The organism is Bacillus sp. MUM 13, from assembly GCF_001866725.1.
Lineage (GTDB): Bacteria > Bacillota > Bacilli > Bacillales > DSM-1321 > Peribacillus.
This window is the reverse complement of sequence record NZ_MLYQ01000033.1, coordinates 1-22,832: the sequence shown is the minus strand read 5'-3', so window position 1 is coordinate 22,832 and position 22,832 is coordinate 1. Positions and strand designations below refer to the sequence as shown.

Below are 22,832 nucleotides of genomic sequence, written 5' to 3'. Positions count from 1 at the left end.
AATGCCAAAAGTTACAATGTTCAACCAAGCTGGTTCTCAAGTTGGCGATATCGAGCTAAATGAGTCTATTTTTGGAATTGAGCCTAACAATAGTGTTTTATTTGAAGCAATCATCATGCAAAGGGCTTCCTTGCGACAAGGAAACCATAAAGTTAAAAACCGTTCTGAAGTGGCAGGCGGCGGACGTAAACCTTGGAAACAAAAAGGTACTGGACGCGCTCGTCAAGGATCTATCCGTTCACCACAATGGCGTGGAGGCGGTACTGTATTCGGTCCTACACCAAGAACTTATAGCTACAAACTGCCTAAAAAGGTACGTCGTCTAGCTATTAAATCTGCTTTATCTGCTAAAGTTTTGGAAGAGAACGTACTAGTTCTTGAAAGCTTGTCTTTCGAAACTCCGAAAACAAAAGAATTTGCAGCTGTACTGAAAGGTCTTTCTGTAGACACTAAAGCACTAATTATAACTGATGGAGTAGATGAGAAAGTTGCTTTATCTGCACGTAACCTTCCTGGTGTTACAGTAGTAGAAGCTAACGGTCTTAACGTTCTTGATGTTGTGTCCCACAGCAAACTGATCTTGACTAAATCAGCTGTTGAAAAAGTAGAGGAGGTGCTTGCATAATGGATGCACGCGATATCATTAAGCGCCCCGTAATTACTGAACGTTCTTCAGACTTAATGGCTGAGAAAAAATACACTTTTGAAGTCGATGTTAGAGCTAATAAAACTCAAGTTAAAGATGCTGTTCAAGAAATCTTCGGCGTTGAAGTTGAAAAAGTTAACATCATGAACTACAAAGGTAAATTCAAGCGCATGGGTAAACATGCCGGCTACACAAACAAGCGCCGTAAAGCAATTATTAAATTAACTGCTGACAGCAAAGAAATCGAGCTATTTGAAGCTTAATTCATTAGAGAAGGAGGGAAATACACATGGCGATTAAAAAGTATAAACCTACCTCTAACGGTCGACGCGGCATGACGGTGTCTGATTTCGCAGAAATCACAACTGACAAACCGGAAAAATCATTGCTTGCTCCTTTAAAAAATAAAGGCGGCCGTAACAACCAAGGTAAGTTGACAGTTCGTCATCAAGGTGGCGGCCATAAGCGTCAATACCGTATCATTGACTTCAAACGTCAAAAAGATGGTATACCAGGACGCGTTGCTACTATTGAATACGATCCGAATCGTTCAGCAAATATTGCATTAATTAATTATGTGGATGGAGAAAAACGTTATATCCTTGCTCCGAAAAACCTAGAAGTAGGTATGGAGGTAATGTCAGGTATTGAAGCCGACATCAAAGTGGGTAACACTCTTCCATTATCAAACATTCCAGTTGGTACAGTTATTCATAACATCGAGCTTAAACCAGGAAAAGGCGGACAATTAGTTCGTTCAGCAGGTACTTCTGCACAGGTTCTTGGTAAAGAAGGCCGTTATGTTCTTGTACGTTTAAACTCTGGTGAAGTTCGCATGATCCTAGCTACTTGCCGTGCAACAATCGGCCAAGTCGGCAACGAGCAGCATGAACTAATCAACATTGGTAAAGCAGGACGTTCTCGCTGGTTAGGCAAGCGCCCGACAGTCCGCGGATCTGTAATGAACCCTAATGATCACCCTCACGGTGGTGGTGAAGGTCGTTCTCCAATCGGACGTAAGTCTCCAATGTCTCCATGGGGCAAACCGACTCTTGGATATAAAACTCGTAAGAAGAAAAACAAGTCCGATAAATTTATCGTTCGTCGTCGCAAAAAATAACGGGGTTGCACTACGGTTCATATATAGAACCGTAGAACAATCACGAAGGGAGGTACACATATGGGACGCAGCACTAAAAAAGGGCCTTTTGTTGATGAGCATTTAATCGTTAAGGTTGAAAAGTTAAATGAAGCTGACAAGAAACAGGTAGTAAAAACTTGGTCTCGTCGTTCAACAATCTTCCCGCAATTCATCGGCCACACAATCGCTGTTTATGATGGCCGCAAACACGTGCCGGTTTATGTAACTGAAGATATGGTAGGCCACAAGCTTGGCGAATTCGCGCCTACACGTACTTACAAAGGTCACGCAAGTGACGATAAGAAAACAAGACGTTAATGAGAGGAGGGCATCTCATGGAAGCAAAAGCTGTTGCAAAAACAGTCCGTATTGCTCCTCGTAAAGTCCGTTTAGTAGCAGATTTAATTCGAGGAAAACAAGTAGGTGAAGCGGTAGCGATTTTACGCTTAACTCCAAAAGGCGCTTCTCCAGTCGTAGAAAAAGTTCTTAAGTCTGCTGTTGCAAACGCAGAACACAACTACGAAATGGATATTAATAACCTGGTTGTTTCAGAAGCATACGTTAACGAAGGACCAACTTTAAAACGTTTCCGTCCTCGCGCAATGGGACGTGCGAGTGCGATCAACAAACGTACTAGTCATATTACAATCGTTGTATCAGAAAAGAAGGAGGGATAACCTGTGGGTCAAAAGGTAAATCCAGTCGGTTTGCGTATCGGGATCATTCGTGATTGGGAATCAAAATGGTACGCTGATAAAGACTACGCAGCACTTTTGCATGAAGACCTTAAAGTTCGTGAATACATCACGAAGCGTTTAAGTGATGCTTCTGTATCTAAAGTAGAAATCGAACGTGCGGCTAACCGCATTAACATTTCTGTACACACTGCTAAACCAGGAATGGTTATTGGTAAAGGCGGTACTGAAGTGGAAGCACTTCGTAAAGCACTTAACCAGTTAACTGGCAAGCGTGTACACATCAATATTATTGAAATCAAAAGAGCTGATCTTGATGCAAAATTAGTTGCAGAAAACATCGCTCGCCAGCTTGAAAACCGTGTATCTTTCCGTCGTGCACAAAAACAGGCTATCCAACGCACTATGCGTTCTGGCGCACAAGGAATCAAAACTATGGTATCTGGACGCTTAGGCGGCGCTGATATCGCTCGTGCTGAACATTATAGCGAAGGAACTGTTCCACTTCACACACTTCGCGCTGATATCGACTATGCACATGCTGAAGCTGATACTACTTATGGTAAGCTTGGCGTGAAAGTATGGATCTATCGTGGAGAAGTTCTTCCTACTAAGAAGAAATCCGAGGAAGGAGGAAAATAATATGTTATTGCCTAAACGCGTTAAATACCGTCGCGAACATCGCGGTAAGATGAGAGGTAATGCTAAAGGCGGCACTGAAGTTCATTTTGGTGAATTCGGTTTGCAGGCTCTTGAAGCATCATGGATCACTAACCGCCAAATCGAAGCTGCCCGTATTGCAATGACTCGTTACATGAAACGTGGCGGTAAAGTTTGGATTAAAATCTTCCCAAGCAAGCCGTTCACTGCAAAACCTCTTGAAGTACGGATGGGTTCTGGTAAAGGTGCTCCTGAAGGCTGGGTAGCAGTAGTAAAACCAGGAAAAGTTATGTTTGAAATCTCCGGTGTATCTGAAGAGGTGGCACGAGAAGCATTGCGCCTTGCAGCACACAAACTTCCTATTAAATGTAAGTTTGTAAAAAGAGAAGAAATTGGTGGTGAATCAAATGAAAGCTAATGAAATAAAAGACCTTACCACTGCCGAAATTGAACAAAAAGTAAAATCTCTTAAAGAAGAATTATTTAATCTTCGTTTCCAGTTAGCTACTGGACAACTTGAAAATACAGCACGCATCCGTGAAGTGCGCAAATCGATCGCTCGTATGAAAACAGTTGTTCGTGAAAGAGAGATCGGTGTCAACAATCGATAATGAATGGAGGTTTGCAGAATGAGCGAACGCAACCAACGCAAAGTCTACACTGGACGCGTAGTATCCGACAAAATGGATAAGACGGTAACCGTTGTTGTAGAGACCTATAAAAAGCATTCTTTATACGGTAAGCGCGTGAAATATTCTAAAAAGTTTAAAGCTCATGACGAGCAAAACGAAGCTAAAATTGGCGATGTAGTACGTATTATGGAAACTCGTCCACTTTCAGCTACAAAACGCTTCCGTCTTGTAGAAGTAGTAGAAAAAGCTGTTATTATTTAATCAGTTCGGATTAAGTAAATCCGAAGGGAGGTTTCGTACATGATCCAACAGGAATCACGTTTAAAAGTCGCTGACAACTCTGGTGCCCGTGAGGTTCTTACAATTAAAGTACTTGGTGGCTCTGGCCGTAAAACTGCTAACATCGGTGATATAATCGTATGTACAGTAAAACAAGCAACACCAGGTGGCGTTGTTAAAAAGGGTGACGTAGTTAAAGCAGTTGTTGTCCGTACAAAACGCGGTGTACGTCGTCCTGACGGTTCTTACATTCGTTTCGATGAGAATGCTTGTGTAATTATCCGTGACGATAAGAGCCCGCGTGGAACACGTATCTTTGGACCAGTTGCTCGTGAATTGCGCGACAACAGCTTCATGAAGATTGTTTCTCTAGCTCCAGAAGTTCTGTAATGATAAATATTTGTAAAAAGCCTTTCAAGGAGGTGCGAAGCTAATGCATGTTAAAAAAGGTGACAAAGTCGTGGTCATCTCTGGTAAGGACAAAGGTAAACAAGGTGTTATCCTTGAAGCATTCCCTAAGAAAAATCGAGTGCTTGTAGAAGGAGTTAACATCGTGAAAAAGCATTCAAAGCCATCTCAAGTTAATCCGCAAGGCGGAATTAACAGCCGAGAAGCTGCTATTCACGTATCCAACGTTATGCCGCTTGATCCGAAATCAGGTAATCCGACTCGTGTTGGTTACAAGATGGTAGACGGCAAAAAAGTACGCGTAGCTACAAAATCAGGTGAATCTTTAGATAAATAAGTCATTAAAGAAGGGAGGTACACGAAATAATGAACCGCCTAAAGGAAAAATTCCAAAAAGAAGTTTCTCCAGCTCTTATGAGCAAGTTTAACTATAAGTCAGTAATGCAAGTGCCACAGCTTGATAAAATTGTGGTAAACATGGGTGTCGGTGATGCAGTTTCTAATTCAAAAGCTTTAGATAATGCTGTTGAAGAATTAACATTGATCACTGGTCAAAAACCTGTAGTTACAAAAGCGAAGAAATCAATCGCTGGTTTCCGTTTGCGTGAAGGTATGCCTATCGGAGCGAAAATCACATTGCGCGGCGAGCGTATGTATGAATTTTTTGATAAACTAGTATCTGTTTCTTTACCGCGTGTACGTGACTTCCGCGGTGTTTCCAAGAAGTCATTTGATGGTCGCGGTAACTACACATTAGGTATTAAAGAACAACTTATTTTCCCTGAAATTGACTATGATAAAGTGAGCAAAGTCCGTGGTATGGATATCGTTATCGTAACGACTGCTAACACAGACGAAGAAGCTCGCGAATTACTTACTCAATTCGGAATGCCGTTCCAAAAGTAATCTCTAAATAAAGGGAGGCGAAAACGTGGCTAAAAAATCTATGATCTTAAAGCAAAAGCGCGGATCAAAGTTTAAAGTGCAAGAATATACACGCTGCGAACGTTGCGGACGTCCACATTCTGTATACCGTAAATTTAAGCTTTGTCGTATTTGTTTCCGCGAACTTGCATATAAAGGACAAATTCCTGGTGTTAAGAAAGCCAGCTGGTAAAACCCGAGTTTGGGAAGGAGGTAAATTAAAATGGTCATGACAGATCCTATTGCAGATATGCTTACTCGCATCCGTAATGCGAATATGGTTCGTCACGAAAAACTAGAGGTTCCTGCTTCTAAGATCAAAAGAGACATTGCTGAGATCTTAAAGCGTGAAGGCTTCGTACGTGACGTTGAATTTATCGAAGACAATAAACAAGGTATTATCCGTATCTTCTTGAAATACGGTGCTAACAATGAGCGTGTAATCACTGGATTAAAGCGTATCAGCAAGCCTGGTCTACGTGTTTATGCAAAAACTGGTGAGGTTCCACGCGTTCTTAATGGTTTAGGTATCGCAATTGTTTCTACTTCTCAAGGAGTTTTAACAGACAAGGAAGCTCGCGCTAAACAAGTTGGCGGAGAAGTTCTAGGATACGTTTGGTAATACATTTTCACAAGAATGGAGGTGCACTAGATGTCACGTATAGGTAAAAAACCTGTTGAAATCCCTAACGGCGTAACAGTTACACTTAACGAAAATGCTGTAACTGTTAAAGGCCCTAAAGGTGAATTAACAAGATCTTTTAATCCTGATCTTTCAATCACTGTTGAGGAGAACGTTCTAACTGTAGCTCGTCCTTCTGACGCGAAGGAACACCGTGCTTTACACGGTACCACTCGCGCAGTTATCTCAAACATGGTTGAGGGTGTTTCAAAGGGATTTGAAAAATCACTTGAACTTATCGGTGTTGGTTACCGTGCACAAAAGCAAGGTACTAAGCTTATCCTTAACGTAGGATACTCTCACCCGGTAGAAATCGAACCTGAAACAGGACTTGAAGTTGAAGTTCCTTCCAATACAAAAATCATCGTAAGAGGCGCTAACAAAGAACGTGTAGGAGCACTTGCTGCTAACATTCGCGATGTACGCCCTCCTGAGCCTTATAAAGGCAAAGGTATCCGTTACGAAGGTGAATTCGTTCGCCGCAAAGAAGGAAAAACTGGTAAGTAATGCCGCATAGGTAAACGAAAGGAGTGACGTAAATGATTACGAAGCTTGATAAAAATTCTGTTCGTCAGAAAAGACACGCACGTGTCCGTGCTAAGATTTCTGGAACTGAAGCTCGTCCTCGTTTAAATGTGTACCGTTCTAACAAACACATTTACGCACAATTAATTGACGATGCAAAAGGCATAACTCTTGCAAGTGCTTCTACTCTTGATAAAGAGATCGGCATTGAAGCAACTGGAAATGCTGAAGCAGCTCAAAAAGTTGGCGAACTTATTGCGAAACGCGCTGTAGAAAAAGGAGTTTCTGCTGTGGTATTTGACCGCGGAGGATACCTTTTCCACGGACGTGTAAAAGCACTAGCTGACGCTGCTCGTGAAAATGGATTACAATTTTAATAGTCAAAGGAGGGACAAAGCAGATGCTTCGTATTGATCCTAATAAATTAGAGCTTGAAGAACGTGTAGTTACTATTAATCGCGTAGCTAAAGTTGTAAAAGGCGGACGTCGTTTCCGTTTCACTGCACTTGTAGTTGTAGGCGATAAGAATGGCCACGTTGGATTTGGTACTGGAAAAGCTCAAGAGGTTCCAGATGCAATCCGTAAGGCTATTGAGGATGCTAAGAAAAACCTTGTTACTGTACCTATGGTTGGTACAACAATTCCACATCTTGTGAACGGTCGTTTTGGTGCAGGCCATATCTTATTAAAACCTGCTTCTGAAGGTACTGGAGTTATTGCTGGCGGTCCGGTTCGTGCGGTACTAGAATTAGGCGGAGTCAGTGATATCCTTTCTAAATCTTTGGGTTCAAACACACCAATTAACATGGTTCGTGCAACATTAGAAGGAATTAAGCAATTAAAACGTGCTGAAGACGTAGCAAAATTACGTGGTAAATCAGTAGAAGAACTATTAGGATAAGGAGGGAAATCAAATGGCTAATAAATTAGAAATTACCCTCACTCGCAGCTTAATAGGTCGTCCTGAAGACCAACGCGTTACAGTTAACACACTGGGTCTACGCAAAATGCATCAAACAGTTGTTCATGATGATAACCCTGCGATTCGCGGTATGATTACCAAAGTTGCTCATCTTGTTACTGTAAAAGAACAATAAAATATATTTTCTCTTAACAAGGAGGTGCCAACATGAAACTTCATGAGTTAAAAGCTGCAGAAGGTTCTCGTAAAGAACGTAAACGTAAAGGACGCGGTATCGGGTCTGGAAACGGTAAAACAGCAGGTAAAGGTCATAAAGGTCAAAACGCTCGTTCAGGCGGCGGTGTCCGTCTAGGTTTTGAAGGAGGTCAAACTCCATTATTCAGACGTTTACCGAAACGCGGATTTACAAACATCAACCGTAAAGATTACGCGATCGTTAATCTTGATGTACTTAACCGCTTCGAAGACGGTACTGAAGTAACACCTGCTCTATTGATCGAGACAGGTATCGTCAGCAAAGAAAAAGCAGGAATCAAGATTCTTGCAAAAGGAAACGTTGAGAAAAAGCTTACTGTTAAAGCTCACAAATTCTCCTCTGCCGCTAAAGAAGCTATCGAAGCTGCCGGCGGTCAAACTGAGGTGATCTAATGTTTCGTACGATCTCCAATTTTATGCGCGTGGGTGAAATAAGAAACAAAATTATCTTTACCCTGTTAATGCTAGTCGTCTATCGCATCGGTACATTTATACCTGTACCGAATGTGAATGCCGACTTATTAGCTTCACAGGATCAGCTAAGCGTCTTTGGTATTCTTAATACCTTTGGCGGCGGTGCTCTTAAGAAATTTTCCATACTAGCTATGGGGATCATGCCTTACATTACTGCCTCAATCATCATTCAGCTGCTCCAGATGGACGTTGTTCCTAAGTTCACTGAATGGTCTAAGCAAGGAGAAGCAGGGCGCCGAAAGTTAGCTCAGTTTACCCGTTATGGCACTATCATACTTGGATTTATCCAAGCTTTTGGTATGTCATATGGCTTTAATAATCTAGCTGGCGGTCAACTGATTCAAAATCCTGGTGTAGGAACTTACTTGCTTATAGCAACTGTCCTGACAGCCGGTACAGCTTTTCTATTATGGCTTGGCGAGCTTATTACTGCTAAAGGTGTCGGCAATGGTATCTCCATTATTATCTTTGCTGGGATTGTCGCTGGTATACCTACTACGGTTAACCAGATCTATGCTCAGCAGTTTGAAAATGCAGGAGATCAGCTTTTCTTGAAAATCGTTACTGTTGCCCTTATCATTATTGCAATATTAGCCGTTGTGGTTGCTGTTATCTTCATTCAGCAGGCGCTTCGTAAAATCCCGATCCAATATGCAAAACGTGCTGCAGTCGGACGCACACAGGTGGGAGGCCAGTCCACTCACTTGCCTTTGAAAGTGAATGCTGCGGGAGTTATTCCCGTCATCTTTTCAATGGCGTTTATCATCACCCCTAGGACGATTGCCTCGTTCTTTGGTTCTAATAACGTAACACAATGGATAGAAGCTACATTTGACTATACCAAGCCGATCGGCATGATTGTCTATGTTGCCCTGATCATTGCCTTCTCTTATTTTTATGCTTTCATTCAGGTCAATCCTGAACAAATGGCGGACAATTTAAAGAAACAAGGCGGTTACGTCCCGGGAATACGTCCTGGTAAAAGCACTCAAGACTATTTGACTCGTGTGTTATACCGTTTGACGTTTGTAGGCTCTATATTCTTAGCGATAGTAGCCATACTGCCGGTCATCTTCATCCAGCTTGCTAATTTGCCGCAATCAGCCCAAATCGGCGGAACAAGCCTGCTTATCGTTGTCGGGGTTGCCCTTGATACGATGAAACAGCTTGAAGCGCAATTAGTGAAGCGCCACTATAAAGGTTTTATAAAGTAATGAGTTTTGGGAACAGGTTTGTGTTCCCTTAAACCCATTATGGAGTTTGAGGGGGAACTAATTGTGAATCTTGTGTTGATGGGACTGCCAGGTGCTGGTAAAGGTACCCAGGCGGAAAGAATCGTAGAAAAGTATAACATCCCTCATATTTCAACTGGAGATATGTTCCGGGCAGCTATTAAAGACAGCACGGAGCTTGGCTTACAGGCTAAATCATTCATGGATAAAGGCGAACTTGTACCTGATGAAGTTACAATTGGCATTGTTCGTGAACGGCTAGGCAAACAAGATTGTGAACATGGCTTCTTGCTTGATGGCTTTCCTCGTACGGTTGCCCAGGCAGATGCACTTGAAAACATTCTTGGAGATTTAAATCGTAAAATTGATTTTGTTATTAATATCGATGTTGATAAAGCTATACTCATGGAAAGATTAACTGGCCGCCGTATATGTAAATCATGCGGTGCTACGTATCATCTTGTTTTCAATCCTCCTGCAAAAGAGGGAGTATGCGATCGCTGCGGCGGTGAACTTTATCAGCGTGCTGACGATAATGAAGAAACCGTTCAGAATCGCTTGGATGTAAATCTTAAGCAGACACAGCCGCTTCTTGATTTCTATGAATCTAAAGGGTATGTGCGCAACATTAACGGACAGCAGGATATTAACAAAGTTTTTGAAGACGTTGATGTGCTCCTCAAAGGATTGCGTTAATGATCATTTGTAAAACTCCTCGCGAAATAAACATCATGCGTGAAGCCGGAAGAATTGTCGCTTTAACTCATCAAGAGCTAAAGAAACATATTGCTCCAGGCATTACGACTAAAGAGCTGGATAGAATTGCTGAAAGCTTTATAGATAAACATGGTGCATTCCCTTCATTTAAAGGGTATAATGGATTTCGCGGCAGTATTTGCACATCTGTTAACAATGAACTTGTCCATGGTATTCCAGGGGATCGGGTTTTGCATGAAGGCGATTTGATCAGTATCGATATCGGTGCTGAATATAAAGGCTATCATGGAGACTCCGCTTGGACATATCCGGTCGGCAAAATTGATGTAGAAATGCAGCGACTCTTAGAAGTTACCGAAGAGTCATTATATAGAGGGTTGAAAGAAGCTAAGCCAGGCGTGCGCCTTTCAAACATCTCCCATGCTATTCAAACCTATGTCGAGGCTAATAATTTCTCAATTGTGAGAGAGTATGCAGGCCACGGAATCGGTCAAGACTTACATGAGGATCCAACAATTCCTCATTTCGGTCCACCTGAAAAAGGTCCTCGGTTAATGCCTGGTATGGTGCTCGCTGTTGAACCAATGGTGAATGCCGGTAGCAGATATGTGAAGACTTTAGAGGATAACTGGACTGTAGTAACGGTTGACGGAATGATGTGTTCTCATTTTGAGCATACAATTGCAATCACAGACAAAGGGTTTGATATTCTTACTATACTTTGAAGTGGCTGCACTGCATGCTGATGATTTGAGTCCACGCATAGAGAAGGGAGAATCATTTAATGGCGAAAGATGATGTAATTGAAGTAGAAGGTAAGGTCTTAGAAACTTTGCCAAATGCAATGTTTAAGGTAGAATTAGAAAATGGTCATACTGTTTTAGCTCATGTATCCGGTAAAATTCGTATGCACTTTATTCGCATTTTGCCTGGTGATAAAGTAACAGTTGAGCTTTCCCCGTATGATCTAACTCGCGGCAGAATCACATACCGATTTAAATAAATCGGTTACGCTCCGATCTGTATAAGGAGGTTAGATAGCAATGAAAGTCAGACCATCTGTAAAGCCAATCTGCGAAAAGTGTAAAGTTATCCGCAGAAAAGGTAAAGTTATGGTTATTTGCGAAAACCCTAAACATAAACAAAAACAAGGCTAATTAGAAGGAGGTGCACTAAAGCATGGCACGTATTGCTGGTGTAGATATTCCCCGTGACAAACGTATTGTCATTTCTTTAACATACATTTATGGTATTGGTAAACAAACAGCTATCAAAGTTCTTGCTGAAGCTGGTGTTTCTGAAAACACACGTGTACGGGACTTAACAGAAGATGAATTAAATAAAATCCGTGATATCATTGACAAGTTAAAGGTAGAAGGCGACCTTCGCCGTGAAATCTCCCTTAACATCAAACGTCTAATGGAAATCGGCAGCTTCCGCGGTCTTCGTCACCGTCGTGGATTACCTGTTCGTGGACAAAATACTAAAAACAATGCTCGTACGCGTAAAGGACCTCGTCGTACAGTAGCTAACAAGAAAAAATAATCAGTAAAGGAGGTTACTTTTCATGGCACGTAAAACTAATACACGTAAACGTCGTGTGAAAAAGAATATAGAAACTGGTATTGCACACATTCGTTCTACATTTAACAACACTATTGTTACGATCACAGATGCTCATGGTAACGCTATTTCTTGGTCAAGTGCAGGAGCTTTAGGTTTCAGAGGTTCACGTAAATCTACTCCATTCGCTGCACAAATGGCTGCAGAAACTGCTGCTAAAACATCTATCGAACATGGTATGAAAACTCTTGAAGTAACAGTTAAAGGCCCTGGTGCTGGTCGTGAAGCAGCTATCCGTGCTCTTCAAGCTGCTGGTCTTGAAGTAACTGCTATTAAAGATGTAACTCCAGTTCCACATAACGGATGCCGTCCGCCAAAACGTCGCCGTGTTTAATTTTTCTGTATAGAATTTTGTATCCCTGTCTATAATGGGATATAATACTAGGTTTGCGTTCTTACAGAAGGATTATTTCAGTTGTTGCGCACAAGCGGGAACGTATACATGGGGAATTTCGGTTATATGTGAATGATTATTCACTAGCCGGGGTTTTGACGTTTTGAAGGAGGGTTTAATGAATGATCGAAATAGAAAAACCAAAAATCGAAACGGTTGAAATCAACGATGACGCCAAGTATGGCAAGTTCGTCGTAGAGCCACTAGAGCGTGGGTATGGTACTACCTTGGGTAATTCCCTGCGTCGTATTCTTTTATCCTCACTTCCAGGTGCTGCTGTCACATCTATACAAATTGATGGAGTGCTGCATGAGTTCTCAACAATTGAAGGCGTCGTAGAAGATGTAACTTCTATCATTCTAAATGTGAAAAAGCTAGCTCTTAAGATTTATTCCGATGAAGAAAAGACGCTTGAAATTGATGTGCAGGGAGATGGAGTCATTACAGCAGCCGATATTACCCATGATAGCGATGTTGAAATTCTAAATCCTGAATTGTACATTGCTACCATCGGCAAAAATGGCCATATGCGCATGCGTTTAACAGCACGCAGAGGCCGCGGCTATACTCCTGCAGATCAGAATAAAAGAGAAGATCAGCCAATTGGCGTGATTCCGATCGATTCTATCTACACTCCTGTCTCTCGTGTTTCCTACCAGGTAGAAAATACACGTGTAGGCCAGTTGTCCAATTTCGACAAGTTAACTCTTGATGTATGGACAGATGGAAGCAATGCTCCGCAAGAAGCTGTAGCACTAGGAGCCAAGATTTTAACAGAGCATTTGAATATCTTTGTTGGTTTAACGGATGAAGCACAAAATGCTGAAATCATGGTAGAAAAAGAAGAAGATCAAAAAGAAAAAGTCTTGGAGATGACCATCGAAGAGCTTGATCTTTCAGTCCGTTCTTACAACTGCCTGAAACGTGCCGGAATCAACACCGTTCAAGAGCTTGCTCATAAAACGGAAGAAGATATGATGAAAGTGCGTAACTTGGGACGCAAATCACTTGAAGAAGTGAAAGCGAAACTTGAAGAATTAGGCCTTGGTCTGCGTAAAGATGACTGACTTCTAGATAGCCTAGAGCTACGCTAGGATTTTGGTTTGAACCTTAAATAAAGAATATAACACTTCAACAAAGGAGGGAATCCTCAATGGGTTACAGAAAGTTAGGACGCACTAGCGCCCAACGTAAAGCATTACTTCGTGATTTAGCTACTGATCTAATTATCCATGAGCGCATTGAAACTACAGAAGCACGTGCTAAAGAATTACGTTCTGTTGTTGAAAAAATGATCACTCTTGGCAAACGCGGTGACTTGCATGCACGCCGTCAAGCTTCTGCTTACGTGCGCAATGAAGTGGCTGATGCTGAAAAAGGTCAAGATGCCGTTCAAAAATTGTTCAGTGACATTGCTTCACGTTACGAAGAACGTCAAGGCGGTTACACACGCATCATGAAAGTGGGACCACGCCGCGGTGACGCTGCACCAATCGTGGTTATCGAACTAGTTTAATAATGGTGGGATAAAAGGGCGGGACAGTTGAACATTACCCTGTCTTCTGCCCTTTTTCTCTATCTTTATTTTACCTTTGAACCATACAAGAATACGCTTGAGTGATACGATGGCTGGCAGCCCAAAACCAGGGAGCCTTCACGTCTAGCTCTCGCACCCCTTCCCGCTTTTTTAGTAAGCGTTAATAAGATATTCCTGGTTAACGAATCAGGACCATGTAAGCTGCTCTTAATTTGCCGATCATGTTCGGCGGAAGGGGTGCAGCGTTTTTTTATATCCAAAAATAGAAGTTATTCATTTTATAAGTGAGCAGAGCTGAGATATGATAGAGAAATAGCTGAGTACAGGGAGGGCCACATGAAAGAGAAGCTGGTTTCTTTAGAGGATGTTATTTTTAAATATGAAGATCAGGAGAGGAATGCCGTAGATGGTGTTTCTTTTGATATATATAAAGGTGAGTGGCTGGCAATCGTGGGCCATAATGGTTCAGGAAAATCAACAATGGCAAAATTGCTAAACGGGCTTCATTTTGCAGAATCAGGGAAAATACTCATTAATGGCAGTCCCCTGACAGAGGAAACAGTTTGGGATGCCCGCAAAAGGATAGGGATGGTGTTTCAAAACCCCGACAATCAATTTGTAGGAACCACTGTTCAAGATGATGTGGCTTTTGGTTTAGAAAATTCAGGTGTTCCGCAAAAGGTTATGGTTGAGCGTGTACATAATGCCCTGAAAAAGGTCAAAATGGACACATTTCTCGATCAAGAGCCGCACCATCTCTCAGGAGGCCAAAAGCAGCGTGTGGCTATTGCAGGCGTCCTGGCTCTTCGCCCGGATATCATTATTCTGGATGAAGCGACGTCCATGCTTGACCCGCGCGGGCGTGAAGAAGTACTGGAAACGGTCAGGCAATTGAAAGATGAAAATATCTTAACTGTTATTTCTATTACACATGACCTGGAAGAAGCATCACGAGCCGACCGGATTATTGTCATGAACCAGGGAAAGGTATACCGTGAAGGGACCCCTGCTGAGATTTTTAAATTAGAAAATGAACTATTGGAATTAGGGCTGGATATCCCTTTTACTGTAAAGCTGAGCAAAGCATTGCTCAAGCAGGGGATTGATGTTGAAAGTGGCCATCTGATAGAGGAAGAGCTGGTGAACGATTTATGCGAATCACACTTCAAGATGTAGAATATCGTTACCAGGTTTCGACCCCCTTTGAGCATCGTGCCCTGCATGATGTCAACATTGACATTCAATCAGGATCTTACGTTGCTATTATTGGGCATACAGGGTCTGGAAAGTCCACACTTTTACAGCACCTAAATGCCTTGCTTAAGCCCACAAAAGGGAAGGTTACCATCGGTGAGCGGACCATAGAGTCTGGCAGGAAAGAGAAGGAACTTCGGCCGATACGGCAGAAAGTGGGTATTGTCTTCCAGTTTCCTGAGCATCAGCTGTTTGAAGAAACCGTAGAAAAGGATTTAATTTTTGGACCCATGAATTTCGGGATTTCGGAGGAAAAAGCGAAAATCCTGGCCAGAAAAGCTCTTAAGCAGGTGGGCATGGGCGAGGAAATTCTATACAAATCTCCTTTTGATTTATCAGGAGGGCAAATGAGAAGAGTAGCCATTGCCGGTGTCCTTGCCATGGAGCCGGAAGTAATCGTATTGGATGAACCTACAGCAGGATTAGATCCAAGAGGACGCAAGGAAATTATGGATATGTTTTATAGCCTTCATAAGGAAAGAGGCATTTCTACCATCCTGGTTACCCATAGTATGGAGGACGCAGCACGTTATGCTGATGAAATCATTATCATGCACCAGGGGACAGTCTTTCAAAAAGGGGCTCCGCTTGAAATTTTTTCGCAGCCGAAACAATTGATGGAACTGGGACTTGATGTGCCTGATACAGTCCGTTTTCAGCTGAAGCTTCAGGAAAAGCTGGGGATAGCCTTTGAGAGGCCTTGTTTAACAATTGGTGACCTTGCCAGTGAGGTTAAAAAGGTTTTGGAACGGAGGGGAGATCATGCTTGATAAGATGATATTAGGGCGTTATGTTCCAATGAATTCCCTGCTTCACAAAATGGATCCAAGGGCAAAGTTAATTCTGGTCTTCTTTTTTGTATGCATCATCTTCCTTGCGGATAATTGGAAAGCGTACACAGTTGTGGGGATTTTCACTATTTCTTTAATCATCCTTTCAAAAATCCCATTCGGTTTTCTTTATAACGGACTTAAGCCTATCTTTTTCCTGATCATATTTACCTTCCTGCTTCAAATCTTTTTCAATAAGGAAGGAGCCATTCTTTACAAATTCAGCTGGATTGAAATCCATGAAGAAGGCCTTAGACAAGGGATATTTATCTCTCTCCGGTTTACCTTTTTGATTCTGGTTACTTCTCTATTAACGTTGACTACTACACCTATATCAATAACCGACGGAATGGAGGAGCTTCTGAATCCTTTAAAGAGATGGAAGCTCCCTGTACATGAACTGGCTCTTATGATGTCGATCTCTCTTAGATTTATTCCGACTCTTATGGAAGAGACAGATAAAATTATGAAAGCACAGACCGCAAGAGGCGTCGATTTTTCATCCGGGCCTATTAAAAATCGGATCAAGGCAATTGTCCCTTTGCTTGTTCCGTTATTCGTCAGCTCGTTTAAAAGGGCAGAGGAATTGGCCATTGCCATGGAAGCCAGGGGATATCGCGGCGGTGAAGGCAGAACGAAATACCGCCAGCTGAAATGGCAGGCCATAGATTCTTTGCTGCTGCTTGCTCTTTTTGTGCTGACTATCATTTTATTTTATTTACGATATTGGGCGTAAGGACGGTTCATATGAGATATAAAGCTGTTGTTTCCTATGATGGAACCTATTTTGCAGGCTATCAGGTTCAGCCTTCTAAAAGGACCGTGCAGAGTGAGATTGAGCAGGCTCTTAGAAAGATGCATAAAGGGCAGGAAGTTAAAATTACCGCCTCAGGGAGAACCGATGCAGGAGTCCATGCACGCGGACAGGTTGTGCATTTTGATTCTCCCTATGAGTTCCCTGAAGTCAATTGGATTAAGGCGCTGAATGCCTTATTGCCGGATGATATAGCCATCCTGCAGCTTCAGCCTGCACCAGCTGACTTTCATGCAAGGTTTGATGCTAAGGGAAAAGAATACAGGTACGTGATATCCCGCTCCTCCCAGCGGGACCCATTTAGAAGGAATTATGCCCATCATTATCCTTACCCGCTGGATGAATCCCGCATGAAGGAAGCGATGGCATATTTAAAGGGGACCCATGACTTTACTAGCTTTTGTTCTGCAAAAACGGAAGTATCCGATAAAGTGAGGACCATTCAAGAAATTGAATTGGCAAATGAAGTAGACACTTTAGTTTTTTCTTTTAGAGGAAATGGATTTTTATATAATATGGTCCGGATCCTGTCTGGCACTATCCTTGAAGCAGGCAGCGGGAAATTGGCACCAGGGGATATTCCGCGGATTTTAGAGGGGAAGGATCGGGCTCTGGCGGGAAAAACAGCTCCAGGCCATGGTTTGTACCTGTGGAAAGTCCATTATGAATAATCGTGAAAAAAAATCTTCATGACAACTAAACCTGGTGTAACATTCTCTTGACAATGTCATCTTGAGAATATAATATAATATGGTATGTATTTTAATCCCGCGATAAGCCCCGGAAGTTTATTGTGATTGAAAATAAATATAACAAAATGGATGAACATTTTTTAGGAGGGTAATCATGCGTACAACATTTATGGCGAAAGCTAGCGAAGTTGATCGTAAATGGTATGTAATCGATGCTGAAGGTCAAACTTTAGGTCGTCTTGCTAGTGAAGTAGCAGCCATCTTACGCGGCAAAAACAAACCTACATTTACACCGAACGTTGACACTGGTGATCATGTTATCTTGATCAATGCAGAAAAAATCGAACTAACTGGTAAGAAACTTACTGACAAAATCTACTACCGTCACACTATGCACCCAGGCGGTCTTAAAACAAGAACTGCTCTTGAGATGAGAACAAACTACCCTGAGAGAATGCTTGAGCTTGCTATCAAAGGCATGCTTCCAAAGAACTCTCTTGGTCGTCAAATCTTTAAAAAATTGCACGTATACGCTGGCAGCGAGCATAAGCACGAAGCTCAACAGCCTGAAGTATATGAATTACGCGGATAATTAATAAGGAGGTTACTATCTTGGCACAAGTTCAATATTATGGTACTGGTCGCCGTAAGAGCTCTGTAGCTCGTGTACGTTTAGTACCAGGCGAAGGTCGCGTTGTTATCAACGGACGTGGAATTGATGAATATATCCCATTCGAAGCATTGCGTGAAGTAGTGAAGCAGCCCCTAGTTGCTACTGAAACTACTGGCACATACGATATCCTTGTAAATGTTAATGGCGGTGGATACACTGGACAAGCTGGAGCAATCCGTCACGGCATCGCCCGTGCATTGCTGCAAGTTGATCCTGAATACCGTCCTTCATTGAAATCTGCAGGACTATTAACTCGTGACGCACGTATGAAAGAACGTAAAAAATACGGTCTTAAAGGCGCTCGTCGTGCACCTCAGTTCTCAAAGCGTTAATTTTTGGCGCTCGGGAGGCTCTCAACCATTTTGGTTGGGGGTCTTTTTTGTTTTTATCTGTATATTATGTCCTGTATATTAAACAGGTTTCTCTATAGTAAACCTGAATTCGGGGTGACCGCAGCACTCCAGCTCCATACATAAAGCATCCCAGCAAAATAGCCTAATCATCCTGATAAATAATTGCCATCCGCAAAATCATCAAAAAAAGAATTACACTACTCAGCATGCAAACACTAACAATAAACCGGGAAATACTCCGGGAAATGGGGTCTGACCCCATCAGTGAGGTGCTAGGATGAATGTAATTACAACTTTAAAGGAACGGCAGAGGGAGAAGCAGGTTAAGTATGAGAGAAGGCTGCTTCGGGATTTGTCGATTGAAAATATGAAGAAGAGAGTGTTTGAGCATTTTGGTTCGGATAAGTCGATTGGCATTTATTTTTCGGATGTTTTAGAAGAGGGCTGCTTCGATATTGCAATAGAGGCTTTTTTGCTTGGTGCCCGTTTCAGCAAGTTTGGCTATTACGGCGAGTCGGAGGAAATGGCCCGGTCGCGATGTGCTCAGGAAGAAAAACATCTGATTGATACGCTTTTTAATTTCATTTTATATTGGGGGAAAGTCGGTGATATCGATTTGTACAGCGAAGATCTTTATTATCGCTGCACAGCTTATGTAGAGGTGTGGTGGAAGGACGGCTTTGGCAAAGGAGAAAAAAGATATAAAATGCGTCTTCATTAATTCATGCAGATATCTGCAAGCATATAGGCAGTTCTATTTTCCGATGTTGTCCCATATTTTTAAATATGGAGGACTAGCCGGAAGGAGAACTGTATGAAAAGAAAGCTAATATATACGGGGATTGCAGTTGGTTGTATTGCCTTGTTTTTAATGATTGGCATAAAATTTATGGATGATGACTCCTGGAAGTCTTGGAACCTGCCGCTTACAGGCAAAGTAATTGTGCTGGATGCGGGGCATGGAGGGCCGGACGGCGGAGCAAATGTTAGTTCTATTGTTGAAAAGGAAGTCTCGTTAGCTGTCACTTTAAAGCTGAGGGATTTTCTGCAGGAACAAGGGGCTTTTGTTGTACTGACAAGAAAAAATGATAAAGACCTGGCTGATAAGGAGACCAAAGGCATTCGGATGAGGAAACAGCAAGATCTTCGGAATCGTGTGAAGATGATTAATCAATCTAATGCAGATCTCTTCCTGAGCATCCATTTAAATGCTTTTCCGTCCTCAAAGTGGAAAGGGGCGCAAACTTTTTACACCGCCCGTTATGAGGAAAATGAGAGGGTGGCCCAGTTTATTCAGGCAGAGATAAAGAGAAATTTGGAGAACACCTCAAGAAGTGCGAAAATCATCAACAATATCTATCTGATGAGAAATGCAAAAAAACCGGGAGCTCTAGTTGAAATCGGGTTTCTGTCGAATCCTGAAGAGCGTGGAAACCTGATTAAAGATTCTTATCAGGAAAAAATTGCGGCTTCTATCTATAAGGGAGTGCTGAGGTATTTTACGGAAGACAAGGTTCCGTCAAAAGATCAGCAGTAGGTGAAAAAGGCAGTGCATAACCGTCTTTCATGTGCAGGCATGAAAATCGGAAAAAGCACTGCCTTTTTTAGTTCTGCAAAAATTGCCTCTGATTTCTGCGTCAGCTTTTCGCTTTCGGTAGGTTCTTAGCCCATGTCAGGCTGCTCTCCATTCTAATAACCATGTTGATTTAATGGGGCTTTCAACTAAATTAGCCTCCTGCCAATGTTTGAGGTTTCAGAAACATTTAAGGTGTGTGGTATACTATTATTTGAAAAATGAATTCACTAAAGGTGGGTGTCTGTTTTGATTACTGAAGAAAAAGTATTCGACTTACTTAAGGGCTTAAATGACCCTTTTCTGCATAAAACATTAAATGAAACAAACGGGATTCAAGAAGTAAAGATCAAGGCAGAAAAAAATCATGTAAGCGTGAAAATTGCAATTGCTAAGACAGGCACTGGAGAACAGTTACAGCTGCAGACGAAAATTGTGGAATTGCTTAAAAGCAATGGAGCTGATTCAGTTGGAATCCGCTTTACTGGCTTGCCAGAAGAAGAATTGGCAAAGCATCGCGTGAACACACCGGAAGAAGCTCCCGGGTTACTTAGCCCTAACAGCAAAACGGCCTTTATTGCCATTGCGAGCGGAAAGGGAGGAGTGGGGAAATCTACCATTTCAGTTAACTTTGCAACTGCTTTAGCCCGCCTAGGCAAAAAAGTTGGATTAGTGGATGCTGATATCTATGGATTCAGTGTCCCGGATATGATGGGGATCTCTACCCGTCCTGTTGTAAGGGACAAGAAAATCATTCCGGTTGAGCGCTTTGGAGTAAAAGTCATTTCAATGGGCTTCTTTGTGGAAGACAATGCTCCAATTATCTGGAGAGGACCAATGCTTGGAAAGATGCTTAACAGCTTCTTCAATGAAGTGGAATGGGGAGACCTTGATTACCTCGTACTTGACTTGCCTCCTGGAACTGGAGATGTAGCGCTGGATGTACATACCATGCTTCCTTCATGCAAGGAAATCATCGTCACTACCCCGCATCCGACAGCAGCCTTTGTAGCAGCCAGAGCGGGTGCCATGGCTATCAAAACAGAACATGAAGTAATTGGTGTTATCGAAAATATGTCCTTTTTTGAAAGCAAGACGACTGGCGAGAAGGAATACGTATTCGGTCAAGGCGGAGGAGAAAAGCTGGCAGAAGAGCTTCGCACAGAAGTATTGGGACAGCTGCCGCTGCAGCAGCCTGACTGGAACGAAAAAGACTTTGCTCCGTCCATATATGCTCCAGAACATCGTTTAGGCAGAATTTATACCGACATTGCCGAAAAAGTGATCAATAAACTGCAGAATTAAAAAGCAGTATCAGATTGCGTTCTGGAATCCTAAACGTGAATATAAGGCTTTAGCTGCCTTTGAAACCAAGTCTTTAGATTGTCCATAAAGAGGTAAGTGAAAAGTGGGATGGCCGCGTTGGCCATCCCACTTTTCTTTCATTGTTTTTTGCTGTTATCTCCAGGCTGTGCTTGCTTGTCCCCGCTTGTGCCTTTACTGCCTGATGCAGCTTGAGACTTTTCGATTTGCGCGGCAGCATTTAAAAGAATGTCTTGTATCTTTGCCCTGACAAGAGGGCTGTCCATCGTTTCAATGAGAGTTTGCTTTGAAAACTCCCGCATTTCTTTGGTTTTTAACAAATCATTAAATTCCTTTTGTAATTCTGGATCCTTCATCACTTCGATAATCATCCCGCGGTATTGGGGATCTTTGGTCATATCCTTCAGTAAACGCTCATGTTCAGTTTTCAATCCCTTAGCATAGGCGGCAGCAAATTTCGGATCTTTAAAAGCTTTTTCCCAGAATTGTTTTCCTTTATCGGAAGTAACGGTTTTCTCAATGGAATCTGTCACTACTTTTTGATCCATAATCAGCTGGCTTTTCACTGAATCATCATTCATAACATCTTGTATAGCCTTTTTTCCTTCATCGGTCTTTAATATATCGACAACCATTTTTTTTGTTGCTTCATAATCCATTTTTTCAGCACCTGCACCGCTTTGGCCGCAGCCGGCACAAGCTAAGCAAAGCATGGAAAAAAGAAGTAAAGTAACCCCAAATCTCATATCAGAGCCCCTTTCTTAACATCATATTTTTAATATGGGTCAGTGCCGGAAATTTATTCGCCGCATAGAAAATGTGGCATTTTGATATGCTGATTGGTACAATCAAGGAAAAAGAGAATAGTGTTGGGGGAAAATAATGAACAGCAGGAATATAGTTCGCTTATTTGTAACAACATTAATTTTGGGCGGTTTAACCGGGGGGATTGTGGGATATTTGGCACGCTGGAGTGAGTTTGCACATCTCTTTACTTCTGCAGATTTAAAGGGAATCCTTACAAGTTTTATATGGCTTGTTGGCGTGGGCTTTATCTTCAGTGTAATCAGCCAGGCAGGCTTTTTTGCATATCTTACTGTTCACAGATTTGGGCTTGGCCTGTTTAAGAGCGTGTCTTTATGGAATTCAGTACAAGTTGTTTTGATGGTGTTTGTCCTTTTCGATTTTATTTATCTTCGCCATTCTAATGCAGAAACTAAAGGCAGTTTGCTTCATGATTTAATACTTGTTTCTCTTATTGTCGTTATTGCATTCATCGTGGCGTACTTGAAAATGAAGCAAACCAATAAATCAGCATTCATACCTGCTTTATTTTTTATGGCGGGCATTACCATCATTGAATGGGTGCCGGTACTTAAAACGAATGACCAGGGATGGCTTTATTTTATGCTGATAACTCTTCTGGTGTGCAACACCTATCAGCTGCTTATTTTAAACAGCATGATTGAAGCGTCACAAAAGGAGTTAGCTGCTAAAAGGGGATTGCCGCGAGCGGAAACTTCAGAACAATCTGGCAAAGAAAAACACCGGGCAAAATAAAAGCACAGGTTCAA

General features: G+C 42.1%; 39 protein-coding genes. 38 read left to right on the top strand and 1 reads right to left on the bottom strand.

The genetic code is table 11. The features are described 5' to 3' along the window. Position 1: 1 nt before the first annotated feature. The 37 genes from rplD (at position 2) to BIV59_RS10090 (ending at position 21,240) form a co-directional block, all read left to right on the top strand. The gene (rplD, locus tag BIV59_RS10270; RefSeq protein WP_071351393.1) at positions 2–625 is read left to right on the top strand and encodes a 50S ribosomal protein L4; all 624 of its coding nucleotides are present in this window, start codon (positions 2–4) and stop codon (positions 623–625) included. Then, positions 622–909, top strand: a complete 288-nt coding sequence (gene rplW, locus BIV59_RS10265) for a 50S ribosomal protein L23 (protein ID WP_170846124.1) — start codon at positions 622–624, stop codon at positions 907–909. The genes rplD and rplW overlap by 4 nt, the downstream gene beginning before the upstream one ends. Positions 910–935: 26 nt before the next feature. Then, a complete protein-coding gene (rplB, locus tag BIV59_RS10260) occupies positions 936–1,766 on the top strand; it encodes a 50S ribosomal protein L2 (RefSeq protein ID WP_071351391.1) in 831 nt (276 codons plus the stop codon). A gap of 60 nt (positions 1,767–1,826) precedes the next feature. Next, a complete protein-coding gene (gene rpsS, locus BIV59_RS10255; protein ID WP_071351390.1) occupies positions 1,827–2,105 on the top strand; it encodes a 30S ribosomal protein S19 in 279 nt (92 codons plus the stop codon). Positions 2,106–2,122: 17 nt separating this feature from the next. Then, complete coding sequence (rplV, locus tag BIV59_RS10250) at positions 2,123–2,464, top strand: 50S ribosomal protein L22 (protein ID WP_071351389.1); 342 nt, start codon at positions 2,123–2,125, stop codon at positions 2,462–2,464. Positions 2,465–2,467: 3 nt separating this feature from the next. After that, positions 2,468–3,124 (top strand): 30S ribosomal protein S3, encoded by a 657-nt coding sequence (gene rpsC, locus BIV59_RS10245; RefSeq protein ID WP_071351388.1) that lies wholly within the window; start codon positions 2,468–2,470, stop codon positions 3,122–3,124. 1 nt (position 3,125) lies between these two features. Beyond that, positions 3,126–3,560 (top strand): 50S ribosomal protein L16, encoded by a 435-nt coding sequence (gene rplP / locus BIV59_RS10240; RefSeq protein ID WP_071351387.1) that lies wholly within the window; start codon positions 3,126–3,128, stop codon positions 3,558–3,560. After that, complete coding sequence (gene rpmC / locus BIV59_RS10235) at positions 3,550–3,753, top strand: 50S ribosomal protein L29 (RefSeq protein WP_071351386.1); 204 nt, start codon at positions 3,550–3,552, stop codon at positions 3,751–3,753. Before rplP ends, rpmC begins: the two co-directional genes overlap by 11 nt. A gap of 18 nt (positions 3,754–3,771) precedes the next feature. Next, positions 3,772–4,035 carry a 30S ribosomal protein S17 gene (rpsQ, locus tag BIV59_RS10230; protein WP_071351385.1) on the top strand — a complete coding sequence of 88 codons (264 nt, stop codon included), beginning with the start codon at positions 3,772–3,774 and terminating at the stop codon, positions 4,033–4,035. 39 nt (positions 4,036–4,074) lie between these two features. Next, entirely contained in the window at positions 4,075–4,443 is a 369-nt protein-coding gene (rplN, locus tag BIV59_RS10225) for a 50S ribosomal protein L14 (RefSeq protein WP_071351384.1), read from the top strand. A 43-nt stretch (positions 4,444–4,486) separates the two neighbouring features. Then, positions 4,487–4,798: a 50S ribosomal protein L24 gene (rplX, locus tag BIV59_RS10220; RefSeq protein WP_071351383.1), complete on the top strand. Its 312-nt coding sequence runs from the start codon at positions 4,487–4,489 to the stop codon at positions 4,796–4,798. A 29-nt stretch (positions 4,799–4,827) separates the two neighbouring features. Next, positions 4,828–5,367, top strand: coding sequence for a 50S ribosomal protein L5 (gene rplE / locus BIV59_RS10215; RefSeq protein ID WP_071351382.1), 540 nt, complete (start codon positions 4,828–4,830; stop codon positions 5,365–5,367). A gap of 25 nt (positions 5,368–5,392) precedes the next feature. Then, complete coding sequence (locus BIV59_RS10210; RefSeq protein ID WP_071351381.1) at positions 5,393–5,578, top strand: type Z 30S ribosomal protein S14; 186 nt, start codon at positions 5,393–5,395, stop codon at positions 5,576–5,578. Positions 5,579–5,608: 30 nt separating this feature from the next. After that, complete coding sequence (rpsH, locus tag BIV59_RS10205) at positions 5,609–6,007, top strand: 30S ribosomal protein S8 (protein ID WP_071351380.1); 399 nt, start codon at positions 5,609–5,611, stop codon at positions 6,005–6,007. 30 nt (positions 6,008–6,037) lie between these two features. Continuing rightward, on the top strand, positions 6,038–6,574 hold the full coding sequence (rplF, locus tag BIV59_RS10200; RefSeq protein WP_071351379.1) for a 50S ribosomal protein L6: 537 nt from the start codon (positions 6,038–6,040) through the stop codon (positions 6,572–6,574). 32 nt (positions 6,575–6,606) lie between these two features. Continuing rightward, positions 6,607–6,969: a 50S ribosomal protein L18 gene (gene rplR, locus BIV59_RS10195; protein ID WP_071351378.1), complete on the top strand. Its 363-nt coding sequence runs from the start codon at positions 6,607–6,609 to the stop codon at positions 6,967–6,969. Positions 6,970–6,992: 23 nt separating this feature from the next. Then, positions 6,993–7,493: a 30S ribosomal protein S5 gene (gene rpsE / locus BIV59_RS10190; protein WP_071351377.1), complete on the top strand. Its 501-nt coding sequence runs from the start codon at positions 6,993–6,995 to the stop codon at positions 7,491–7,493. Between the two features lie 13 nt (positions 7,494–7,506). Continuing rightward, a complete protein-coding gene (rpmD, locus tag BIV59_RS10185; protein ID WP_053349054.1) occupies positions 7,507–7,689 on the top strand; it encodes a 50S ribosomal protein L30 in 183 nt (60 codons plus the stop codon). Between the two features lie 32 nt (positions 7,690–7,721). After that, complete coding sequence (rplO, locus tag BIV59_RS10180; protein ID WP_071351376.1) at positions 7,722–8,162, top strand: 50S ribosomal protein L15; 441 nt, start codon at positions 7,722–7,724, stop codon at positions 8,160–8,162. After that, a complete protein-coding gene (secY, locus tag BIV59_RS10175) occupies positions 8,162–9,457 on the top strand; it encodes a preprotein translocase subunit SecY (RefSeq protein WP_071351375.1) in 1,296 nt (431 codons plus the stop codon). Before rplO ends, secY begins: the two co-directional genes overlap by 1 nt. 63 nt (positions 9,458–9,520) lie before the next feature. Then, entirely contained in the window at positions 9,521–10,171 is a 651-nt protein-coding gene (locus BIV59_RS10170) for an adenylate kinase (protein ID WP_071351374.1), read from the top strand. Next, complete coding sequence (gene map, locus BIV59_RS10165; protein WP_071351373.1) at positions 10,171–10,917, top strand: type I methionyl aminopeptidase; 747 nt, start codon at positions 10,171–10,173, stop codon at positions 10,915–10,917. The genes BIV59_RS10170 and map overlap by 1 nt, the downstream gene beginning before the upstream one ends. 59 nt (positions 10,918–10,976) lie before the next feature. Further along, positions 10,977–11,195 (top strand): translation initiation factor IF-1, encoded by a 219-nt coding sequence (gene infA, locus BIV59_RS10160; protein ID WP_071351372.1) that lies wholly within the window; start codon positions 10,977–10,979, stop codon positions 11,193–11,195. A 40-nt stretch (positions 11,196–11,235) separates the two neighbouring features. Continuing rightward, positions 11,236–11,349, top strand: a complete 114-nt coding sequence (rpmJ, locus tag BIV59_RS10155) for a 50S ribosomal protein L36 (protein ID WP_003156543.1) — start codon at positions 11,236–11,238, stop codon at positions 11,347–11,349. A gap of 22 nt (positions 11,350–11,371) precedes the next feature. Beyond that, positions 11,372–11,737 carry a 30S ribosomal protein S13 gene (gene rpsM, locus BIV59_RS10150; RefSeq protein ID WP_071351371.1) on the top strand — a complete coding sequence of 122 codons (366 nt, stop codon included), beginning with the start codon at positions 11,372–11,374 and terminating at the stop codon, positions 11,735–11,737. 22 nt (positions 11,738–11,759) lie between these two features. Beyond that, positions 11,760–12,149: a 30S ribosomal protein S11 gene (rpsK, locus tag BIV59_RS10145; protein WP_040372575.1), complete on the top strand. Its 390-nt coding sequence runs from the start codon at positions 11,760–11,762 to the stop codon at positions 12,147–12,149. 182 nt (positions 12,150–12,331) lie between these two features. After that, entirely contained in the window at positions 12,332–13,276 is a 945-nt protein-coding gene (locus BIV59_RS10140) for a DNA-directed RNA polymerase subunit alpha (protein WP_071351370.1), read from the top strand. An 86-nt stretch (positions 13,277–13,362) separates the two neighbouring features. Then, the gene (gene rplQ / locus BIV59_RS10135; RefSeq protein ID WP_071351369.1) at positions 13,363–13,725 is read left to right on the top strand and encodes a 50S ribosomal protein L17; all 363 of its coding nucleotides are present in this window, start codon (positions 13,363–13,365) and stop codon (positions 13,723–13,725) included. Positions 13,726–14,082: 357 nt separating this feature from the next. Further along, positions 14,083–14,922 carry an energy-coupling factor ABC transporter ATP-binding protein gene (locus BIV59_RS10130; protein WP_071351368.1) on the top strand — a complete coding sequence of 280 codons (840 nt, stop codon included), beginning with the start codon at positions 14,083–14,085 and terminating at the stop codon, positions 14,920–14,922. After that, positions 14,898–15,770, top strand: a complete 873-nt coding sequence (locus BIV59_RS10125) for an energy-coupling factor ABC transporter ATP-binding protein (RefSeq protein WP_071351367.1) — start codon at positions 14,898–14,900, stop codon at positions 15,768–15,770. The genes BIV59_RS10130 and BIV59_RS10125 overlap by 25 nt, the downstream gene beginning before the upstream one ends. After that, on the top strand, positions 15,763–16,566 hold the full coding sequence (locus tag BIV59_RS10120) for an energy-coupling factor transporter transmembrane component T family protein (protein WP_071351366.1): 804 nt from the start codon (positions 15,763–15,765) through the stop codon (positions 16,564–16,566). The genes BIV59_RS10125 and BIV59_RS10120 overlap by 8 nt, the downstream gene beginning before the upstream one ends. A gap of 11 nt (positions 16,567–16,577) precedes the next feature. Further along, a complete protein-coding gene (gene truA, locus BIV59_RS10115) occupies positions 16,578–17,315 on the top strand; it encodes a tRNA pseudouridine(38-40) synthase TruA (protein WP_071351365.1) in 738 nt (245 codons plus the stop codon). Positions 17,316–17,490: 175 nt separating this feature from the next. Then, positions 17,491–17,928 carry a 50S ribosomal protein L13 gene (gene rplM / locus BIV59_RS10110; RefSeq protein ID WP_071351364.1) on the top strand — a complete coding sequence of 146 codons (438 nt, stop codon included), beginning with the start codon at positions 17,491–17,493 and terminating at the stop codon, positions 17,926–17,928. Between the two features lie 20 nt (positions 17,929–17,948). Further along, positions 17,949–18,341 carry a 30S ribosomal protein S9 gene (gene rpsI / locus BIV59_RS10105; RefSeq protein ID WP_071351363.1) on the top strand — a complete coding sequence of 131 codons (393 nt, stop codon included), beginning with the start codon at positions 17,949–17,951 and terminating at the stop codon, positions 18,339–18,341. Positions 18,342–18,639: 298 nt separating this feature from the next. Continuing rightward, on the top strand, positions 18,640–19,083 hold the full coding sequence (locus BIV59_RS10100; RefSeq protein WP_071351362.1) for a YbaK family protein: 444 nt from the start codon (positions 18,640–18,642) through the stop codon (positions 19,081–19,083). A 93-nt stretch (positions 19,084–19,176) separates the two neighbouring features. Beyond that, positions 19,177–19,899 (top strand): N-acetylmuramoyl-L-alanine amidase CwlD, encoded by a 723-nt coding sequence (gene cwlD / locus BIV59_RS10095; RefSeq protein ID WP_071351361.1) that lies wholly within the window; start codon positions 19,177–19,179, stop codon positions 19,897–19,899. A gap of 285 nt (positions 19,900–20,184) precedes the next feature. Beyond that, positions 20,185–21,240 (top strand): Mrp/NBP35 family ATP-binding protein, encoded by a 1,056-nt coding sequence (locus BIV59_RS10090; protein ID WP_071351360.1) that lies wholly within the window; start codon positions 20,185–20,187, stop codon positions 21,238–21,240. 137 nt (positions 21,241–21,377) lie between these two features. Here BIV59_RS10090 and gerD read toward each other — a convergent pair whose 3' ends face one another. Next, positions 21,378–22,004, bottom strand: a complete 627-nt coding sequence (gene gerD / locus BIV59_RS10085) for a spore germination lipoprotein GerD (RefSeq protein WP_071351359.1) — start codon at positions 22,002–22,004, stop codon at positions 21,378–21,380. A gap of 136 nt (positions 22,005–22,140) precedes the next feature. Between gerD and BIV59_RS10080 the strand changes: the two genes are divergently transcribed. Beyond that, positions 22,141–22,818 carry a KinB-signaling pathway activation protein gene (locus BIV59_RS10080; RefSeq protein WP_071351358.1) on the top strand — a complete coding sequence of 226 codons (678 nt, stop codon included), beginning with the start codon at positions 22,141–22,143 and terminating at the stop codon, positions 22,816–22,818. Positions 22,819–22,832 lie beyond the last annotated feature (14 nt).

Bases quoted from the DNA above. Each gene is read 5' to 3' on its own strand.
- rplD (WP_071351393.1), top strand. From the start codon at position 2: ATGCCAAAAGTTACAATGTTCAACCAAGCTGGTTCTCAAGTTGGCGAT.
- rplB (WP_071351391.1), top strand. From the start codon at position 936: ATGGCGATTAAAAAGTATAAACCTACCTCTAACGGTCGACGCGGCATG.
- rpsS (WP_071351390.1), top strand. From the start codon at position 1,827: ATGGGACGCAGCACTAAAAAAGGGCCTTTTGTTGATGAGCATTTAATC.
- rplV (WP_071351389.1), top strand. From the start codon at position 2,123: ATGGAAGCAAAAGCTGTTGCAAAAACAGTCCGTATTGCTCCTCGTAAA.
- rplP (WP_071351387.1), top strand. From the start codon at position 3,126: ATGTTATTGCCTAAACGCGTTAAATACCGTCGCGAACATCGCGGTAAG.
- rpmC (WP_071351386.1), top strand. From the start codon at position 3,550: ATGAAAGCTAATGAAATAAAAGACCTTACCACTGCCGAAATTGAACAA.
- rpsQ (WP_071351385.1), top strand. From the start codon at position 3,772: ATGAGCGAACGCAACCAACGCAAAGTCTACACTGGACGCGTAGTATCC.
- rplN (WP_071351384.1), top strand. From the start codon at position 4,075: ATGATCCAACAGGAATCACGTTTAAAAGTCGCTGACAACTCTGGTGCC.
- rplX (WP_071351383.1), top strand. From the start codon at position 4,487: ATGCATGTTAAAAAAGGTGACAAAGTCGTGGTCATCTCTGGTAAGGAC.
- rplE (WP_071351382.1), top strand. From the start codon at position 4,828: ATGAACCGCCTAAAGGAAAAATTCCAAAAAGAAGTTTCTCCAGCTCTT.
- rpsH (WP_071351380.1), top strand. From the start codon at position 5,609: ATGGTCATGACAGATCCTATTGCAGATATGCTTACTCGCATCCGTAAT.
- rplF (WP_071351379.1), top strand. From the start codon at position 6,038: ATGTCACGTATAGGTAAAAAACCTGTTGAAATCCCTAACGGCGTAACA.
- rplR (WP_071351378.1), top strand. From the start codon at position 6,607: ATGATTACGAAGCTTGATAAAAATTCTGTTCGTCAGAAAAGACACGCA.
- rpsE (WP_071351377.1), top strand. From the start codon at position 6,993: ATGCTTCGTATTGATCCTAATAAATTAGAGCTTGAAGAACGTGTAGTT.
- rpmD (WP_053349054.1), top strand. From the start codon at position 7,507: ATGGCTAATAAATTAGAAATTACCCTCACTCGCAGCTTAATAGGTCGT.
- rplO (WP_071351376.1), top strand. From the start codon at position 7,722: ATGAAACTTCATGAGTTAAAAGCTGCAGAAGGTTCTCGTAAAGAACGT.
- secY (WP_071351375.1), top strand. From the start codon at position 8,162: ATGTTTCGTACGATCTCCAATTTTATGCGCGTGGGTGAAATAAGAAAC.
- map (WP_071351373.1), top strand. From the start codon at position 10,171: ATGATCATTTGTAAAACTCCTCGCGAAATAAACATCATGCGTGAAGCC.
- infA (WP_071351372.1), top strand. From the start codon at position 10,977: ATGGCGAAAGATGATGTAATTGAAGTAGAAGGTAAGGTCTTAGAAACT.
- rpmJ (WP_003156543.1), top strand. From the start codon at position 11,236: ATGAAAGTCAGACCATCTGTAAAGCCAATCTGCGAAAAGTGTAAAGTT.
- rpsM (WP_071351371.1), top strand. From the start codon at position 11,372: ATGGCACGTATTGCTGGTGTAGATATTCCCCGTGACAAACGTATTGTC.
- rpsK (WP_040372575.1), top strand. From the start codon at position 11,760: ATGGCACGTAAAACTAATACACGTAAACGTCGTGTGAAAAAGAATATA.
- BIV59_RS10140 (WP_071351370.1), top strand. From the start codon at position 12,332: ATGATCGAAATAGAAAAACCAAAAATCGAAACGGTTGAAATCAACGAT.
- rplQ (WP_071351369.1), top strand. From the start codon at position 13,363: ATGGGTTACAGAAAGTTAGGACGCACTAGCGCCCAACGTAAAGCATTA.
- BIV59_RS10130 (WP_071351368.1), top strand. From the start codon at position 14,083: ATGAAAGAGAAGCTGGTTTCTTTAGAGGATGTTATTTTTAAATATGAA.
- BIV59_RS10125 (WP_071351367.1), top strand. From the start codon at position 14,898: ATGCGAATCACACTTCAAGATGTAGAATATCGTTACCAGGTTTCGACC.
- BIV59_RS10120 (WP_071351366.1), top strand. From the start codon at position 15,763: ATGCTTGATAAGATGATATTAGGGCGTTATGTTCCAATGAATTCCCTG.
- truA (WP_071351365.1), top strand. From the start codon at position 16,578: ATGAGATATAAAGCTGTTGTTTCCTATGATGGAACCTATTTTGCAGGC.
- rplM (WP_071351364.1), top strand. From the start codon at position 17,491: ATGCGTACAACATTTATGGCGAAAGCTAGCGAAGTTGATCGTAAATGG.
- BIV59_RS10100 (WP_071351362.1), top strand. From the start codon at position 18,640: ATGAATGTAATTACAACTTTAAAGGAACGGCAGAGGGAGAAGCAGGTT.
- cwlD (WP_071351361.1), top strand. From the start codon at position 19,177: ATGAAAAGAAAGCTAATATATACGGGGATTGCAGTTGGTTGTATTGCC.
- gerD (WP_071351359.1), bottom strand. From the start codon at position 22,004: ATGAGATTTGGGGTTACTTTACTTCTTTTTTCCATGCTTTGCTTAGCT.
- BIV59_RS10080 (WP_071351358.1), top strand. From the start codon at position 22,141: ATGAACAGCAGGAATATAGTTCGCTTATTTGTAACAACATTAATTTTG.